The organism is Pseudoalteromonas sp. APC 3691 (genome assembly GCF_030408135.1).
Classification (GTDB): domain Bacteria; phylum Pseudomonadota; class Gammaproteobacteria; order Enterobacterales; family Alteromonadaceae; genus Pseudoalteromonas.
The window spans coordinates 1-16,055 of record NZ_JASDCB010000035.1; the positions used below are offsets into that span (position 1 = coordinate 1).

13 protein-coding genes are annotated in these 16,055 nt (G+C 39.5%); 6 read left to right on the forward strand and 7 right to left on the reverse strand.

Annotated features, from left to right (window positions below; all coding sequences use genetic code 11):
* Positions 1-222: 222 nt before the first annotated feature.
* Positions 223-468 carry a DUF1289 domain-containing protein gene (locus tag QL998_RS12190; RefSeq protein WP_008170756.1) on the forward strand — a complete coding sequence of 82 codons (246 nt, stop codon included), beginning with the start codon at positions 223-225 and terminating at the stop codon, positions 466-468.
* Here QL998_RS12190 and QL998_RS12195 read toward each other — a convergent pair.
* The gene (locus tag QL998_RS12195; protein WP_290192782.1) at positions 465-1,163 is read right to left on the reverse strand and encodes a transporter substrate-binding domain-containing protein; all 699 of its coding nucleotides are present in this window, start codon (positions 1,161-1,163) and stop codon (positions 465-467) included. The genes QL998_RS12190 and QL998_RS12195 overlap by 4 nt on opposite strands.
* 119 nt (positions 1,164-1,282) lie before the next feature.
* Between QL998_RS12195 and QL998_RS12200 the strand changes: the two genes are divergently transcribed.
* The 3 genes from QL998_RS12200 to QL998_RS12210 are packed head-to-tail and all read left to right on the forward strand — an operon-like array spanning position 1,283 to position 6,433.
* A complete protein-coding gene (locus QL998_RS12200) occupies positions 1,283-1,486 on the forward strand; it encodes a DUF3283 family protein (RefSeq protein WP_149593895.1) in 204 nt (67 codons plus the stop codon).
* A 14-nt stretch (positions 1,487-1,500) separates the two neighbouring features.
* On the forward strand, positions 1,501-1,902 hold the full coding sequence (locus QL998_RS12205) for a GNAT family N-acetyltransferase (protein ID WP_024596205.1): 402 nt from the start codon (positions 1,501-1,503) through the stop codon (positions 1,900-1,902).
* A gap of 25 nt (positions 1,903-1,927) precedes the next feature.
* Positions 1,928-6,433 (forward strand): EAL domain-containing protein, encoded by a 4,506-nt coding sequence (locus tag QL998_RS12210; protein ID WP_290192783.1) that lies wholly within the window; start codon positions 1,928-1,930, stop codon positions 6,431-6,433.
* 13 nt (positions 6,434-6,446) lie between these two features.
* On the opposite strand, the gene QL998_RS12215 is transcribed toward QL998_RS12210, so the two are convergent.
* Together QL998_RS12215 and QL998_RS12220 are read right to left on the reverse strand one after the other, a co-directional pair.
* A complete protein-coding gene (locus QL998_RS12215) occupies positions 6,447-7,400 on the reverse strand; it encodes an ion transporter (RefSeq protein WP_290192784.1) in 954 nt (317 codons plus the stop codon).
* Positions 7,400-10,069, reverse strand: a complete 2,670-nt coding sequence (locus QL998_RS12220) for a bifunctional acetate--CoA ligase family protein/GNAT family N-acetyltransferase (RefSeq protein WP_290192785.1) — start codon at positions 10,067-10,069, stop codon at positions 7,400-7,402. The genes QL998_RS12215 and QL998_RS12220 overlap by 1 nt, the downstream gene beginning before the upstream one ends.
* A gap of 114 nt (positions 10,070-10,183) precedes the next feature.
* Between QL998_RS12220 and QL998_RS12225 the strand changes: the two genes are divergently transcribed.
* On the forward strand, positions 10,184-10,900 hold the full coding sequence (locus QL998_RS12225; RefSeq protein ID WP_024598900.1) for an SIMPL domain-containing protein: 717 nt from the start codon (positions 10,184-10,186) through the stop codon (positions 10,898-10,900).
* A 320-nt stretch (positions 10,901-11,220) separates the two neighbouring features.
* Positions 11,221-11,664 (forward strand): hypothetical protein, encoded by a 444-nt coding sequence (locus tag QL998_RS12230; protein WP_290192786.1) that lies wholly within the window; start codon positions 11,221-11,223, stop codon positions 11,662-11,664.
* On the opposite strand, the gene QL998_RS12235 is transcribed toward QL998_RS12230, so the two are convergent.
* The 4 genes from QL998_RS12235 to rdgB form a co-directional block, all read right to left on the reverse strand.
* The gene (locus QL998_RS12235) at positions 11,647-12,315 is read right to left on the reverse strand and encodes a hypothetical protein (protein WP_182196836.1); all 669 of its coding nucleotides are present in this window, start codon (positions 12,313-12,315) and stop codon (positions 11,647-11,649) included. The genes QL998_RS12230 and QL998_RS12235 overlap by 18 nt on opposite strands.
* A 90-nt stretch (positions 12,316-12,405) precedes the next feature.
* A complete protein-coding gene (locus tag QL998_RS12240) occupies positions 12,406-14,241 on the reverse strand; it encodes a DUF885 domain-containing protein (protein WP_182196833.1) in 1,836 nt (611 codons plus the stop codon).
* 79 nt (positions 14,242-14,320) lie between these two features.
* Positions 14,321-15,457 (reverse strand): radical SAM family heme chaperone HemW, encoded by a 1,137-nt coding sequence (gene hemW, locus QL998_RS12245; protein ID WP_290192787.1) that lies wholly within the window; start codon positions 15,455-15,457, stop codon positions 14,321-14,323.
* On the reverse strand, positions 15,454-16,053 hold the full coding sequence (gene rdgB / locus QL998_RS12250; protein ID WP_290192788.1) for an RdgB/HAM1 family non-canonical purine NTP pyrophosphatase: 600 nt from the start codon (positions 16,051-16,053) through the stop codon (positions 15,454-15,456). The genes hemW and rdgB overlap by 4 nt, the downstream gene beginning before the upstream one ends.
* Positions 16,054-16,055 lie beyond the last annotated feature (2 nt).

Consider the following 16,055-nt stretch of genomic DNA (forward strand, 5'->3'; position numbering starts at 1 on the left):
TTTGAGGAGCTTGGTTTATATCCAATAGAAAAAGTGAATACGGGATGGCTTGCTTTATCAGCGTTTAGGAAATAAGTTGATAAAATGTGAAGGGTACAGGAGCCGTATACGAGGTCCGTACGTACGGTTCTGTGAGAGGGATGAGGCATAAGCCTCACCCTACTCGATGCTCAAAAATAACGCTATACTAATACCTCCTCTTCAACTGGGCGGTACTTATACATGCAACAAATTGAAATATTTGATATTCCAAGCCCTTGCAAAAGTATTTGCTTAGTTAATAACAGAGGGTATTGCAAAGGGTGTTATCGTAGTCGGGATGAACGCTTTTCGTGGAATACCTTATCGAACGACCAAAAAAAGAAGGTGCTTAGTTTGTGCCAGCAGCGCTACAAGCGCTACCTACAAAAAAAACAGCAAAATGCAGTGCCAAGCACGCAGGCGCAGCAGCAAGGGTTCGACTTTTAAAAGCTCAATCCATATTTGGCTCTTAGTGCGTACACAGTGCCATTGTTAGTTAAGTTAATTAATGACATTTTAAGCTTTTCTACTAAGTTTTTATTACGCTTATTTAAATAATGATAAAGCGGATGAGTACTCAATACTTCTTTTACAAAACAGCCTTGAGGTGACGGGAGATCATTGTTTTGCATTATAAAGTTAATCATTAAAGCCCCTTGTACTTTCTGCTGAGCAAGCAAATTGAGTTGGGTATTAATACTTTTAACTTTAATAATATTTCCTGCAAACTGTGTGTTTGCTAAATAATGTTCTTGCACAGGGTAACCGTCAATAATTGCGACACTATCGAGCTGCTCTAAACGGCTAGGCAAACAGTTTTTATATAATACTAAGTCAAACTTAAATAGCTCATAATCAACTCTAATTAAGTTTTCGTAATTTTCTTCAATGCTTGCGTCTCTCCCTAACTGCCCATCAAGTACGCCATTATTTGCAGCGAGCAAAGCATTTTGATGGTTAAAATCGATTATATTTATTTTAAAACCTATATCTGCGTATGCTAATTTTAAAAGCTCTAAGGCATAATCAGCTTGAGGTGTGCTTTGCGGACGGTTAAAAGTAAGGTTGTATTGATGGCTAAAACAAGGTGCAATAAAAAATAAATTTACCAATAATAACAAGATACTAAAACGTCTGTTCATTATCGGTTCCAATTACTACAGAAATAAATAAAATAAGATGCGTATAATAACAAGTAGATTACCTCTTGCCCAGTTTAGAGGGGGAATCAAATAATCTTAAAAACGAATGAGGAAGTATTGTGAGTTTTAATTTATGTCTATTACCACGTGAAGAAAAATATCAAATTCAGTTAGATTATGAAGCGTCTTTTTGGGCGTATCAAATTAAGCGTAACAAAAAAACGAGAGAGCAAGTTTACAGCACAATCCATAGCCGCCCAATGGCAGAGCAAATGGTCTTGAAACAAAAATTTGAACAGTATTTAGCGCTAATGCTTAGCTAAATATCGATATAAAAATGTATAAAGTTGAAGTGTTAAATGAACTAAAAACCCCACTTGTGAATAAATTTTACAAAAAGCACAGCGTAAGAGGGCGTGCTAATAAACAGGATAAGGTATGGGTTACTTACTATAATAATGAAATAGTGGCAGCATGTAGATTACAAGATAAAACAGAGTTTTTATTTTTATCTACCATGTTTGTTGCGCTGGAACATCGCGGTAAAGGGATTGCAAAACAATTGCTTTCAACACTCTTAAAGTCGCAAAATAGAGAGATAAAGACCTTCGCATATGAAAACGTAGCTGATTTATATTGTGCTATTGGTTTTAACCAGGTGTTAACATATACTCTTGCTTTACAAGTACTTTTTGATACTTACAAACATCGAAATATAGTCGCTCTAGAGTACCCATAATAATAAATAATAATATGGAATAAGCATGAGTAAATGCGTTAATGGGATAATTAGTTGCTTTGTAGTTTTAATAACTATTCTAAGTTGCCAAGTAGAGGCACAAGTAAAACGTTTATCTCCAAGCGAAGGTTTATCACAAAGCTACGTTAATACTATGCTTATAGACACTAACGGTTACCTGTGGCTTTCGACTGAGGCCGGGCTCAATCGTTATGATGGCTATCAAGTTATTCCAATAAATGGACCTAATGGTGAATTAGAAGAGGCGATCATCGATCGTATTTACCAAGACCCTCAAGGGCACATTTGGATTGCCTCGTTACTCGCAGGCCTATTTAGATACGACCCCGTAACAGATTCATATCAGCAATTTCTAGAAAAACCAACCAGTGAAGAAGAGATTATCAATCAGTCTGTTTTTAGTATGGTGGCCGTTGATAAAAAAACGCTTTGGATTGGGCGAGGTCGCGATTTTGCAAAGCTTGATATCGCAACCGGAAAAATAACAACTATTTTTGAGCTGCCTGCTAAATATAAAAATACTCTTGTGAGAAAGCTGTTTGCTTACAATGGTTATATATTTATAGGTACAAGCCATGGCGCATACGTATTTGATATTGCCACAGAGCAAGTTAGACCTCTACAGCATTTAAAAGGTGAAGCTGAACATATTTACCAAAATAATGTTAAGTCGTTCGCATTAGGTGAAAATAAACAGTTGTTAGTAGGGGCGGTACAAGGCTTATACGAAGTTGATATTAGTAACTTATCAAAAATGTTTGAACGCCCAGATTTACCTTTTAAAAGTAAAGTATTACTAAGTGACTTAAATGTTTGGAGCATAGTAAACGAACACGGAACAATAGATTTAGCTACCGACAAAGGCTTGTTTAAATTTGATTTAAACACAAAAGAGATGATTAAAAATACTCGAATAGCCCAAAGTAAGTACACACTTGCCGATACCAGTATTATTGATATGGCTAAAGATAAATCGGGTGGTACATGGGTTGCGACTAAGACTGATGGAGCGTTTTATTTATCTCACGACAGCTATCATTTTAATAATGTCGATGGCACTTTGCTCGGGGGGGATGGTTTATCACATCACTCTATCTGGGGGATTACCGAATATAAAGATAAGCTTTGGCTTGCAACGCATAACGGTATTACCGAGGTTGATTTAAAAACAAATATTGGTAAAGCTTATTTAAAAGACTACAAAGTCGACTTACTCAACACTGAGTTTACCGTATATGAAATAACGCCCTATAAAGATAATTTATGGCTTTATACAAACCGTGGTTTATTTATTTTTGACCCTGTAACGCATCAAGTTAGCGAACCTAAAGTGCATAACCCTGCTAATCAAGAGTTGATTACTGGTAGAGTGCATGGCGTTACACTAATGCCAAATGGAGATCTATACTTTGTACACTCAGATCATGGGGTATTTATATACAATATAGATTCTCAAGTAATAACGCGTTTGGGTGGCCAGTTTGATCAATTTGAACCCTTTTTAGCTCATGGCTTTTTACCCGCGTTGAGTAATAAGCCAGACTCGCCACTATTTTTTAATGCTGGAATTTTATATCAAGTAAACCCAACTGATTTAGCACTTAAAATGATTTACAAAGTGCCAAAGCAGCATGAAAACGTAGCCATTAGCGTGCTTTCTTATTTAATAGATAACAACAATATATTGTGGATATCACTTTCTAATTTTGGCTTGATAGGCCTTGACGCGTCTACTTATCAATTAGTACATACAATCGATCTAGAGAAGAATAAATTAGGCACATTGCTTTACGATATGGTGCTAGATGATGATGGCATGATCTGGATGAGTAGCCATAAAGGCATTTGGCGATTAAACCCAGAAACACTTCATTTTCAACAATTTTCTACATCTGAAGGGCTACTCTCTGCTGAGTTTAATAGTAACGCCATGGCACAGCTTAAAGATGGCCATATTGCGTATGGTAGCTTAAAAGGTTTTACTTATTTTCACCCAATGGAAAACCAAAATTACCAGTCACTTATTGATCACGTAAATATTACGCGAGTTGATTTAATGTCACGAGATCTATCGCTTGATTTAAAACATCCTCTTAACGAGGTTGTGTTAAACCATGATGATATTGGGCTTGAAGTGGCATTTTCGGCTATGGCATTTAGTAATCAAGAACGCATTATTTATGAGTATCAACTCGATAACGGACAAAAAAGTTATACTCGAAATAACAACCGCGTATTGTTTCCAAAATTGAATCCAGGTAATTACCAATTAAAAGTTTGGGCTAAAGACCCCCTGACTGGCGAATATACCTCGCCTGCTATTTTAAAAATAAAAGTAAAGTATCCGCTTTGGCGTGCACCTTATTTTATGGTGCTTTACGCCATGCTGTTTATTGGTTTTGTTGCTATGTGGGTTATGCGCCGTAATAAAATTCAGCGTATTTTATTGGCAGCAAATAAAGAAAGTAAAGAAAGCGAAGCGCGTTTAAAATTAGCACTTGAAGGCAGCGAATCGGGTGTCTGGGATTGGGAGTCGAGCAACCCAAGCATTTACCAACCCCGCTTAGCGAGTGAGTTAAGCTATGAAAATGAAACCGTAAGCCTTGATGAATATTTATCTAAAATTCATCCGCAGGACAAACAGCTATTTCGCTTAGAGTGGCTTGAATTTTTATCTACCGATAAAGGCTACTTTAATTGTACCTACCGCCTGCGCCATGCAAAAGGCTATTGGCGCTGGTATAAGGACTTTGGAAAAGTAGTTGAGTGGGATGATAAAACTCCACAAAAAGTAGCGGGTACTTATACAAATATGACCCGTGAGATGGTGTTTGAAGAACACGCTTTACTATTTACGGCAGCATTTGAGCAAACACGTGATTGGGTGTTTATACTCGATAAAAACTTAAATATTCGGGCTTCTAATAAATCACTGCAAACCGCCTTTAACTTCACCGCTGAGTCGTTATCTAGCCGGACTTTAAATTTAGGTATATCGCGCAGCAATCGTTTTGATTATTTACGCATTATGCAAAAGCTATCTGTTGGGGAGCATTTTTCGTGCGAAGACAGTGTGGTTTTAGCTAATGGTGAATCGCGTCATGTACTTGTGAAAATAAGTGCAGTGGCCGATAACGAGCAGCGCCTTAATAGTTATGTCATTATTTTAACCGATATAAACGCACAAAAATCAGCTGAAAACGAGCTGCACCTATTGGCCAACTACGATGCCTTAACTGGGCTGCCAAATCGTACATTATTTAATGACCGCGTTGAACACGCCCTTGAACAAGCAAAACTGCATGGATGCAAAGTGGCTTTGTTACATATCAATATTAAACGTTTTAAATACTTTAATGACTCATTAGGGCACGAAGCGGCTGATGAGCTAATTAAAGAAGTTGCTGAGCGCTTAAAGTGCTCTTTGCGACCATCGGATAGTGTTGCGCGATTTGGTGGCGATGAGTTTGTCGTGTTAGTAGAAGATATTCATCAGATAGAGCAAGTACTTATAATATGTACTAAGTTGATGGATTGCGTGAATCAAAATATTGCGATTAATGGTCAAGTTGTAAACGTTAATTTAAGTATTGGTGTGTCGATATCGCCAGATGACGCAGAGCAAGGCCCCGCACTTTTAAAAGCTGCGAGCATAGCGTTATATCATGCAAAAGACTCTTTAGAAGGGCGCTACCAGTTTTATAAGCAAGAGATGAACCAGCATGTTCAAAGAGCGCTGCATCTTGAATCTCAGCTTACTAGAGCGTATCGAGAAGAAGAGTTTTGTAATTACTATCAGCCTATTATTAATGCTAAGAGCCAAAAAACAGAAGGCTTTGAAGTGCTGCTGCGTTGGCCTGAGAATAAGCTTGTGCAAACTCAAGAGTTTTCTTTAGCAGCAGAGGGTATTGGCTTAATTACAAAAATTATGCTGCAAACATTTGCGCGTGCTTTACTAGAGCTAAAAGAGTGGCGAAAAGCCTCGCCTCACTTGTATCTTTCTATTAATTTATCGGCGCTCGATTTTGAATTCGAAGATTTAGTACCCGAGATTAGAAATGCGCTAAATCATGCGCAGGTATCATCAGAAGCCATTGTTTTTGAAATAACAGAATCTGTACTTATGCGCGACTCTCATCAAGCTCTGCAAAGCATGGAGCAACTTAAAAAGCTAGGTTGCAAGCTCTACATGGATGACTTTGGTACGGGGTACGCACCGCTCACTTATTTAAAGCGCTTTCCGATTGATGTATTAAAAATTGATAGGAGCTTTGTAGAAGATATTGGGATTGATTCTGACGACGAAGCCATTATTCAGTCAACCCTTGCATTGGCCCACAGCTTAGGAAAAGAGTGTGTTGCGGAGGGTGTAGAAAGCTCGCATCAACTTACCTTTTTAAAGGCTCGAGGATGCAAGCATTTCCAAGGGTATTTGTTTAGTAAACCGGTACCAAATAACGAAGTGCTGGCACTTATTAATCGCGATTGGAGCGATATTTTCAATCAATAATAGCGATAGAAAATTAAGGGCGTTTACCACAATGGCGACAATAAATATGACTATTGTGCTGATTGAGTTGGGTCTTAATCGCTTTATTGGCCTCAAGTTTACTTAGCCCTAATTTGTAGCGTAGATCTTCTAAGTGTTCGTGTTGGGCTTGGTTAAGTGTGCCATCTTGAATTTGTTCATGCACTGCATCCTCAAAAAATTGGCGGCGCTTACGTATTTGTTCTGAAAAGCTAGACGCCAATAACCCTGTAGGAATTGCGACCATGCCCATGCTTAGCAATGTGATCACACCGCCAAAAAATTTCCCCATTGCCGTTATAGGCACTACATCCCCATAGCCCACGGTAGTTAGCGTTGCCATTGCCCACCACATAGCCGCAGGAATAGAGCCAAAAGTATCTGGCTGTATATCGTGCTCAATTAAATAAATTCCACATGAAGCTAAAATGAGCACTACGGCCATAATAAAAAATGCCGCTAAGAGTGAGCTACCTTCATCCATAAATGCTTGTAACAATAACTGCATTGCACGGGAATAACGAGTAAGTTTAAAGACGCGCAATAATCTAAGTACGCGTAAAAAACGTAAATCGAGCGGAAATAAAAACATCATTAAGCTAGGTAAAATAGCGATTAAATCGATAAGTGCCAGTGGCGATAAAAAATATTTTAATCTGCGTTTACTGTTCGACCCTTCAATTGCCATATATTTTGTTTTATCTACACAGGCCCAAAGCCTTGCTAAGTATTCAATAGCAAAAATAGCGACCGATACAATTTCTAAAACTAAGAATTCGTTGTAATACTGCTCTGCCACACTTGGGATTGACTCAATAACAATGGCTACAACGTTAATCATTATTATGCTAATGAGCGCAATATCAAGAATATGCCCTGAGCGTTGATATTGACCTGTACCTTCAAACAGGCAAGCCATTTTTTGGCGTAACGTTTGCGGTTCATTCATTATTTAAGTTTAAGTACCATGTTAATACTGCCTTCTTCAAAGTCGCGACTAATTTTAAAACCTAGCTTACGGGCAAGTTCGATCATCCCTGTATTCTCTGGTAAGGTTATGCCTTCAATCGACTCCACACCTTGACGTTTACAGTGATTAATTGCAGCGCTCATTAGTATACGACCAAGCCCTAAGCCTTGGCAGTCTGAGCGTACTACAATAGCAAACTCAGCATTTAAGTTATCGGGGTCCATAATGACGCGAGACACACCCAGTGTACGGGTTTTACCTTCAAAGCGTTGGCACACAATAAACGCCATTTCACGGTCGTAATCAATTTGCGTCATTTTAGCGAGTTGATCGTGGTTAAACTGTGGAAGCTCGCCAAAAAAGCGTTTATATCTGTCTTCTTTGTTAAGTGACTCGTCAAATACTTTATGAGCTTGTTCATCTTCTGGTTTTATAGGCCTAAGCGTAGCTTGGGTGCCGTTTTTAAGTGTTACCACTTCAACAAGTTCAATAGGGTAGGGACGAATAGATAAGCGCTTACGATTGCTCTGAGCTTGATAGCGGTTAAGTGTCATGGTGGCATCGAGCACTAAAAACTGCCCATTGCTGGCAAGTATAGGATTTAGTTCCATTGAGCTTATATCGGGTTGATCAATAACTAACTGAGAAATACGCGTTAGCAGTGCACATAAACGATACTTATCAACTTTCTCGGGGAGTATGCGCTCCTTTAATACGCCTTTGTCGTGCGCTGCGGCAATTAAATACTTTGCTAAGTTCATATTCAGTGGAGGTAGCGCAACGGCGGCTTGTGCATATTCAAGCCCGGTACCTGCTTCACCCAATAATATAACTGGGCCAAAATTAGGCTCTGTTTTAATCGCAATTCTCAGCTCATTTGCGCCTGCTCGTGGCGCCATTTTTTGTAATGAGAACCCTTCAATAACAGCATCTGGATAAGTGTTTTTAATACGGATGAGCATTGCAAAAGCGGTTTGCTCAACCTCGTTAGCATCATTTAGGTTAAGTACAACACCACCTACTTCAGATTTTGAGGCAATACTTGGGCTAATGAGCTTTAACGCGACTGGAAAACCCAGCTCTATGGCTTGCTCTCTCGCTTCTGTTGGTGTGTAGGCAACCTCAGTTTGAATACATTTAATACCGTAATGGTTTAATACTTGGCTTGCCTGATGGGTAGGTAAGTAGCTTTGTCCTTCATCTAAAAATTCATTAATAAGTGCTTTAGCTGGCACTTTATTTATTTTTGCGTCATCAGTATTCGACTCAGGTGTTTGCGTTAAATGCTTTTGGTTACGCCGATACGTTACCAAGTGCATAAATGCGCCAACAGCGCCTTCGGGCGTACGGTAAGTCGGTATAGCATTATTAGAGCATACTTTTCTTGCAGCATAAGATGCATCCTCCCCCATAAAGTTAGTTATAACGTAAGGGCGCGCCATTTTGGGTAATGTTTGCAAGGTTTCTACAATAACGTTGGCGTAGTCTTCGCTGAGTGCAAGTGCTGATGGGGTATGAATTATGAGTAAATTTTTAACTTCTTTAGCGTGTAATAAAATCTCCAGTGCTTGTTTGTACCGAGCAGGAGCTGAGTCGCCAAATATATCCACAGGGTTTGAGGTGGTTTCTGATTGTGGAATTACTTTATTTAGCGCATTTCGAGTTTCAATGCTTAGCTCTGCTAGCTTTCCTGAATTTTGAATAAGCTCATCAACGGCCATAACTCCCGGCCCGCCACCATTAGTTAAAATAGTCAGCTGCTCTACTTTTAATAATTTTGGATGCATGGCAAGTGTTTGTGTCGCTGCAAATAGCTCCCGTAAATCATTTACGCGCAGCATACCTGCACGTTGAAATAACGCATCGTAAACAGCATCAGAGCTTTGCTTACCGCCGGTGTGAATTTCGGCTGCAAGTGCACCCGCACTTGTTTTACCTGTTTTAATCGCAATTACAGGCTTACTAAAAGCCGCAGCTCTTGCTGCTGATATAAAACCACGAATATCCTCAATGTTATCAATGTAGAGTAAAATAGCTTTGGTTTTAGCATCACGACCTAAAAAGTCGAGTAGTTCATTAAAGTTAATATCAAGGCAGTCACCTACCGATACAAAATATGAAAAGCCAATTTCTTTGTTTTTAGCCCAATCTAAAATGGTTGAGCATACTGCTGCTGATTGCGATACAAATGCAATTTTACCTGGGCTTGCCACAGTATGTGAAAAGCTCGCATTTAAACCAATATGAGGGATCAGCAAGCCTAAACAATTTGGCCCAAGCAAAGTAACTTGCTTGGCTTGAGCGCATGCTTTGAGCGCGCTTTTTTGCTCTCCAGAAAGCCCATCAGCAATAACAATAGCGGTTTTACAGCCAAGCTCTCCAAGCTGCTCAATAATATCAATTAAGGTGTTTTTGTTAGTACAAATAACAGCAAGGTCGGGTACTTTTGGTAAGTCAGCAATAGAAGGGTAAGCAAGTACGCCATGTACTGCGCTATGGCTTGGAGTAACAGGCATTATCGGCCCTTTAAAGCCACCTTGAAGTAAGTTGCGCATAACCACAAAACCAGCCCGAGTTGATATGTTAGAGGCGCCAATAACGGCCACTGAGCTTGGGTTAAAAAATTGGGTTATACGCTTAAGGCTCATGGTTTTTCCTAGGCTGATTAAATTTTGCGTTATTTATAGTTTCAATGTACCCTGTTTACTGTGTTATTTCGAGCGTCTCGATGCTTATTATTGATATCAATCAAGGAGATTATTGTGAATAAAACCCCCGGTTTTTACATTGTTATAGCGGCTATTTGTTTAAGTATAGGCTTAATTAGCTTAGGGTTTATTTTAAAAAGTACCGCTTTGAGTGTAAAAGAGATGGAACGTACTGTGCAGGTTAAGGGGTTGGCCGAGCGAGAAGTAATAGCCGATACAGTAATTTGGCCTCTGCAATTTAGTGATGCCGACAATAATCTTGAAAAATTAGTCAGCCGAGTTGAGAAAAAAAATGATGCTGTAACTGCTTTTTTAAAACTGCATGGTTTTGACGACGATGAAATAACAATAGGCAGCCAGTCAGTTATTGATAAGCAAGCACGTGAATACAGTAATGAAAATCAACAATTTAGATACATAGTGCGCTCAAATATTATTGTTTATTCTGCTGCGCCAGATAAAGTGCAAAACGCGCTGAGTAAAGTAAGCCAGCTTGCTAAACAAGATATCGCAATAGTGCAAGATAGCTACGAAACAAAAGTTGAATACATCTTTACTGGCCTCAATGATGTAAAGCCTGCGATGGTGCAAGAAGCAACTGAAAAAGCGCGTGAAGTCGCTAATAAATTTGCTAAAGACTCTAATTCAAAATTAGGCAAAATAAAAACAGCTCGCCAAGGGCAATTTAGTATCAGTAATCGAGATTCAAACACACCGCAAATAAAAAATATAAGAGTGGTAACCAGTGTTGAATATTACTTAAATGACTAGGGCCTGTTGACCTTTCAGAATTAAAATTTGTTCAATCTAGGTGCGATTTAATCGCAGCGTGAGGTTTGTAACCTAGCGGGCTAAGTAAAAACCGAGCTAAGCTTCCGCGTCCTGCTCACGCCCCTTACCTACATCCATGTAGGCAACAAAGAGTAAATTGCCCCTAGGCAGAACCCTTCGGCAGCGCATGTTTGGCATTTATTCCACGTTACCGCCTATTTATGGGAAATAACCACACTGCATAGGCTCTGCCTTGCCTAAATACCAAACATACTGCTGCAAATTTAACCTCGAAAGATAAATAGGCTCTAGGAAATAATATGTCAGAGTCTAAATATGGTCAGTTTGTACTGGCGCCCCGTTCGTATTTTTTCACTGCTATAGCGAGCGTAGTATTTGCGTTTATAGGCTTTAGTTATAATGCATGGCGGATGGAGGCAAGTGAAGATAACAACAATACACGCATTGTTAGCTTTCAAATTTTACAAGAACTAGCCGAGCTTGAGCTTATTGTATTTGCAGCACATTACGATAATAACAAAATAGATGGCAGCCCCAGAAAAGGCTGGGTTAAAGTTAACTTAATTCATGACTTAAGCTACTTAGCCGTTGATAAAGTACATTTAAAAACAAAAGACTTACAAAAGGTCTGGCAAACAAATTGGCCAAATATGGTTGATCACCAAAGTGCTGCGCAATCTATTACACATGCCATAGACAGTGTGCGTACAGAAGTTGTGAGTGAATTAAAGCGCCTTGATTAAGTGAGCAACTTGCGCCGTTGAGCGTTGCAAGTAAGCGGCGCTCAGTAAAATTGTGGTCTCGTTAACTTTTTGCCCTTTTATTACGTTGGTAAGCTGCTGTTTAGCGTTAGGATTTTGTTTTTGCTCTATTTCCATTAATGCTAACAAAGCTGAAAATTCATGCTTTACCGGTGTGCTAGGTTTATTTGCATAGGCTATGTAGCAGGCAACCGGTGTTAAGCCATGAGAGTTGGGCTGCGCCAGCGCTTTAGCTAACTCATCATTTGATTCAAACAACATCAAAGAGCGCACATAGTTAAATGGCAGCTTTGTAGCATCGGCATGCTTAAACACATTGTGCAGTACGTTATTTCCTTGTGTATCTTGTACTAAAAAGCCTTTATTTACTTTCAGCGCAGGGGTAAAAAAGCTCAATGCGTCAATATTAGTGAGTTGATTAATAAATGGAGAAGGTGCTGTATTAGTACTTAATATACGGATTGCTATGTTTTGCATAAAGTCATACTTAACACTCAACCGTTGGGCGCTGTCATATAAATGGTTAAGCTGCAAAGTTTGCTGAGCAGGGCTTAACTGCTTAAAGTCGTTATCGAGCTCATTTAACTGTTGCTTTGAAATACGCGCATTAAGTAGTTGTATGCTTAAATCCATTATTATTTCCAAAAATCTTTTTTACTACTATAAAACAAAAAAGGCCGCAAATGCGACCTTTCATATTTAAAGCAATTGTTTAAATTGGTTTTAAGCTTTTTTGCTTGCTACCCATTCATTAACAAAGTTCTCTAGTACATTTAGTGGTACAGGACCATTTTTAAGTACTACGTCGTGGAACTGGCGAATATCAAACTTATCACCCAGTTGCTTTTTAGCGTCTTCACGAAGCTCTAAAATCTTGAGCATACCCACTTTATAAGCCGTTGCTTGTGAAGGCATTACAATGTGACGCTCAACCATTTTAACACCGTCAGATGTTGCATTAGGCGTGTTATTTACGTAGTAATCAATACCTTCTTGACGAGTCCACTTCATCGCGTGAATACCCGTATCAACCACTAGACGACATGCGCGCCATAGCTCCATTGAAAGACGACCAAAATCTGAGTAAGGGTCTGAGTACATGCCCATTTCTTTAGGAATGAACTCTGAGTATAAACCCCAACCTTCAATATACGCAGTGTAACCACCAAATTTACGGAACTTAGGAACGCCTTCTAGCTCTTGCGAAATAGCGATTTGCATGTGGTGACCCGGAATACCTTCGTGGTAAGCAAGTGCTTCCATTTGATATGTTGGCATAGCTTCCATGTCATAAAGGTTAGCGTAGTAAATACCTGGGCGTGAACCATCTGGAGCTGGCTGTTGGTAAAATGCTTTGCCCGCTGCTTTTTCACGGAATGCTTCAACTGCTTTTACTTTTAAATCAGCTTTTGGTTTAACAATGAATAACTCATCTAAGCGTGTTTTCATTGTATCAATAAGTCCAGTGGCTTCATCAAGGTAGCGTTGCTTACCTTGTGCATCATTAGGGTAGTAAAATTGTTTGTCAGTTTTCATAAACTGCATAAACGCTTTTAAGTCGCCTTTAAAGCCTACTTTATCTTTAATTTCACGCATTTCATCATGAATACGTGTCACTTCAGATAAACCAATTGCATGAATTTCTTTAGCCGTTAAATCTGTTGTTGTAGTGCGCTTAAGTGCGTTGTTATAAAACGCTTCGCCATCTGGTAATTTCCATGCGCCATCGCGATCATCAGCACGTTTCTCAAGCTGCGCTAGGTAATTAATTAGCTTAGAGTAAGATGGTTTAACAGCCGATTTTAATGCATCTGATGCATCGCTGATTAACGAGTCTTTTTCGCCTTGGCCAATTTCAAGCGCTGTTACTTTTCGTTTAAAGTCAGCAAGCAATGTAGAATCATCGCCTTTTTCAAACGGTGCACCGTGAATAATGTTTTTGCTTGAATCAATAACATGCGGGAATATAAATTTAGGGGCTATGATGCCTTTTTCTGCACGTACAGTTAAATCAACGATAAGCTGATCAATAACACCAGTTACACCATTTAGGCGTGAAATGTAGTCTTTAGCTTCTTTTACATTACTAATTGAGTGCTGATTAATTAAAAACGCGGGGATCATAGAATGCGTACCAAACATCTGGTTCACAGGGTAATTATGGTAGCGCCATTTAAAGTCAGCAATTGAGCTTTCAAGATCCTGTTTTTTTAAGTCGTAGCTAACTTTTGTTGCATCATCTAATAGATCACGATTAATTGCTTTTAATGCAACTAGGTCAGCTTTTGTTTGTGCTAAATCTTTAAGCTTTCTTTCTTCGCTGCCATCGTCCCATTTATCGTAATCTTGCTTAATCCCCATGTATGTTTGATATACAGGGCTGCTCATTACATCGCGGTTAAATGTATCTTCAAAAAATGCATTGGCTTTGTCTATTTCACTTTGTTGTGATTGAACTGCTTGTGCAATAGGGGCTGAAGTAGATTGTTGTGTTGTTTGCTGGCAGCCAGCAAGTAGTGCAACGCTTACTGCGGCCGCAATAAAAGTGAGTTTACGCATTGTTTTCCCTTTTGTTGTTAGAAACCCATTAGGGTGATTTATATTTATTAGTTTTATATTGTTGTGCAGTGCCTTAGCGCTACACAAACAATTCTAGCAGGTCATTTAAAAAGCGATGACCTTTTAAGGTTACCTGCCAATGGCTGTCTGTTTGAGTCAATAAACCTTTATTTATTGCTTGGTTTAATGCACTTTGCTGACTTTGCAGCGGCAGTGTTGTTAGTTTATTAAAATCATTAATTGGGCAAGGCTCAACAAGGCGAAAGCGATTCATAAAAAATTCAAACGCTAAATCGTCCTGCTCTACATGCCAGCTTTTATACATATATGGTTTAATTAAATCCATATAGCCGCGTGGATGTTTAACCTTTTCGGTACGCGTTATAAGCCCTGTATTTGCATCAGTAACCTTACCATGTGCGCCGCAGCCAATACCGAGATAATCGCCAAAACGCCAATAATTCAAGTTATGTTGGCATTGATAGCCCGGTTTTGCATAGCCCGATATTTCGTATTGCACGTAACCTGCTTGCGCGAGTAACTCAACCCCTTGTTCTTGAATGTCCCACAGTGTTTCATCTTGTGGCAAGGTAGGGGGCTTTGAAGCAAACTGAGTATTGGGTTCAATAGTTAGTTGATACCAAGATATATGCGGTGGATCGAGCGCTATTATTTGTTTTAAATCACTCAGAGCATCATCAAGTGTTTGCCCAGGTAAGCCATGCATTAAATCAAGATTAAAGCTATTTAAACCGGCTTCTTTAGCTTGTTGCGCAGCATAGTTTGCCTCGTCGCTGCCATGAATCCGACCAAGTGCTTTTAACTTGTCGTTTTGCATGCTTTGCACACCGATAGAAATACGGTTAATGCCTGCTTTTACGTAATCTTTAAAGCGACCTGTTTCTACTGTACCAGGGTTGGCTTCAAGGGTAATTTCACAATTGTCTTCAAGCCCAATTAGGTTGTCGACTTCATTTAATAATCGGGTATAAGCTGCACCAGTTAATAGGCTTGGCGTGCCGCCACCAATAAAAATGCTGTGAATTTTACGTCCTTGCACTAAGTGCAAGTCTGCTTTTAAGTCATCAATTAAGTGTTGAACATATTCAGCTTCAGGTATTTCACCTTTTTGTCCGTGGCTATTAAAATCGCAGTACGGGCATTTTTGCACGCACCAAGGCACGTGCACATATAAGCTCAGTGGTGGAAGGTTCACAGGCCGCCTTTTTGCTGTAGTTCTAGTAATAATTTTTGCAGCGCTTGTCCGCGATGACTCACTGCATTTTTTTGCTCTTTTGTAAGCTCAGCACTCGTACAATTTTGTTCTGCTACAAAAAACACAGGATCGTAACCAAATCCACCATTGCCATTTTGAGTGAGCGTAATTTCGCCCTCCCAACTAGCACTACAAATAAGCGGAGTAGGGTCGTCTGCGTGGCGTATTAACACCAGTACACACCAAAAGCGTGCACTGCGAATAGGGTTATCACCTAAATCTACAAGTAACTTATCAATGTTATCTTGATCGCTGGCACCTGGGCCTGCAAAACGGGCTGAGTAAACACCGGGCGCGCCATTTAAGCCATCAACTTCTAAACCTGAGTCATCGGCAATAGCAGGCATACCAGTAATTTTAGCGGCATGGCGCGCTTTAATAATGGCATTTTCAACAAAGGTAGTGCCGGTTTCGGCAACTTCACCTACGTTAAAATCGCTCTGTGGAACTACATTAATATTCAAAGAGCTTAGCATGTTAGCTAGCTCTTTTACTTTGCCAGGGTTACCTGTAGCAAGTACTAAAGTTTTGGTCATGT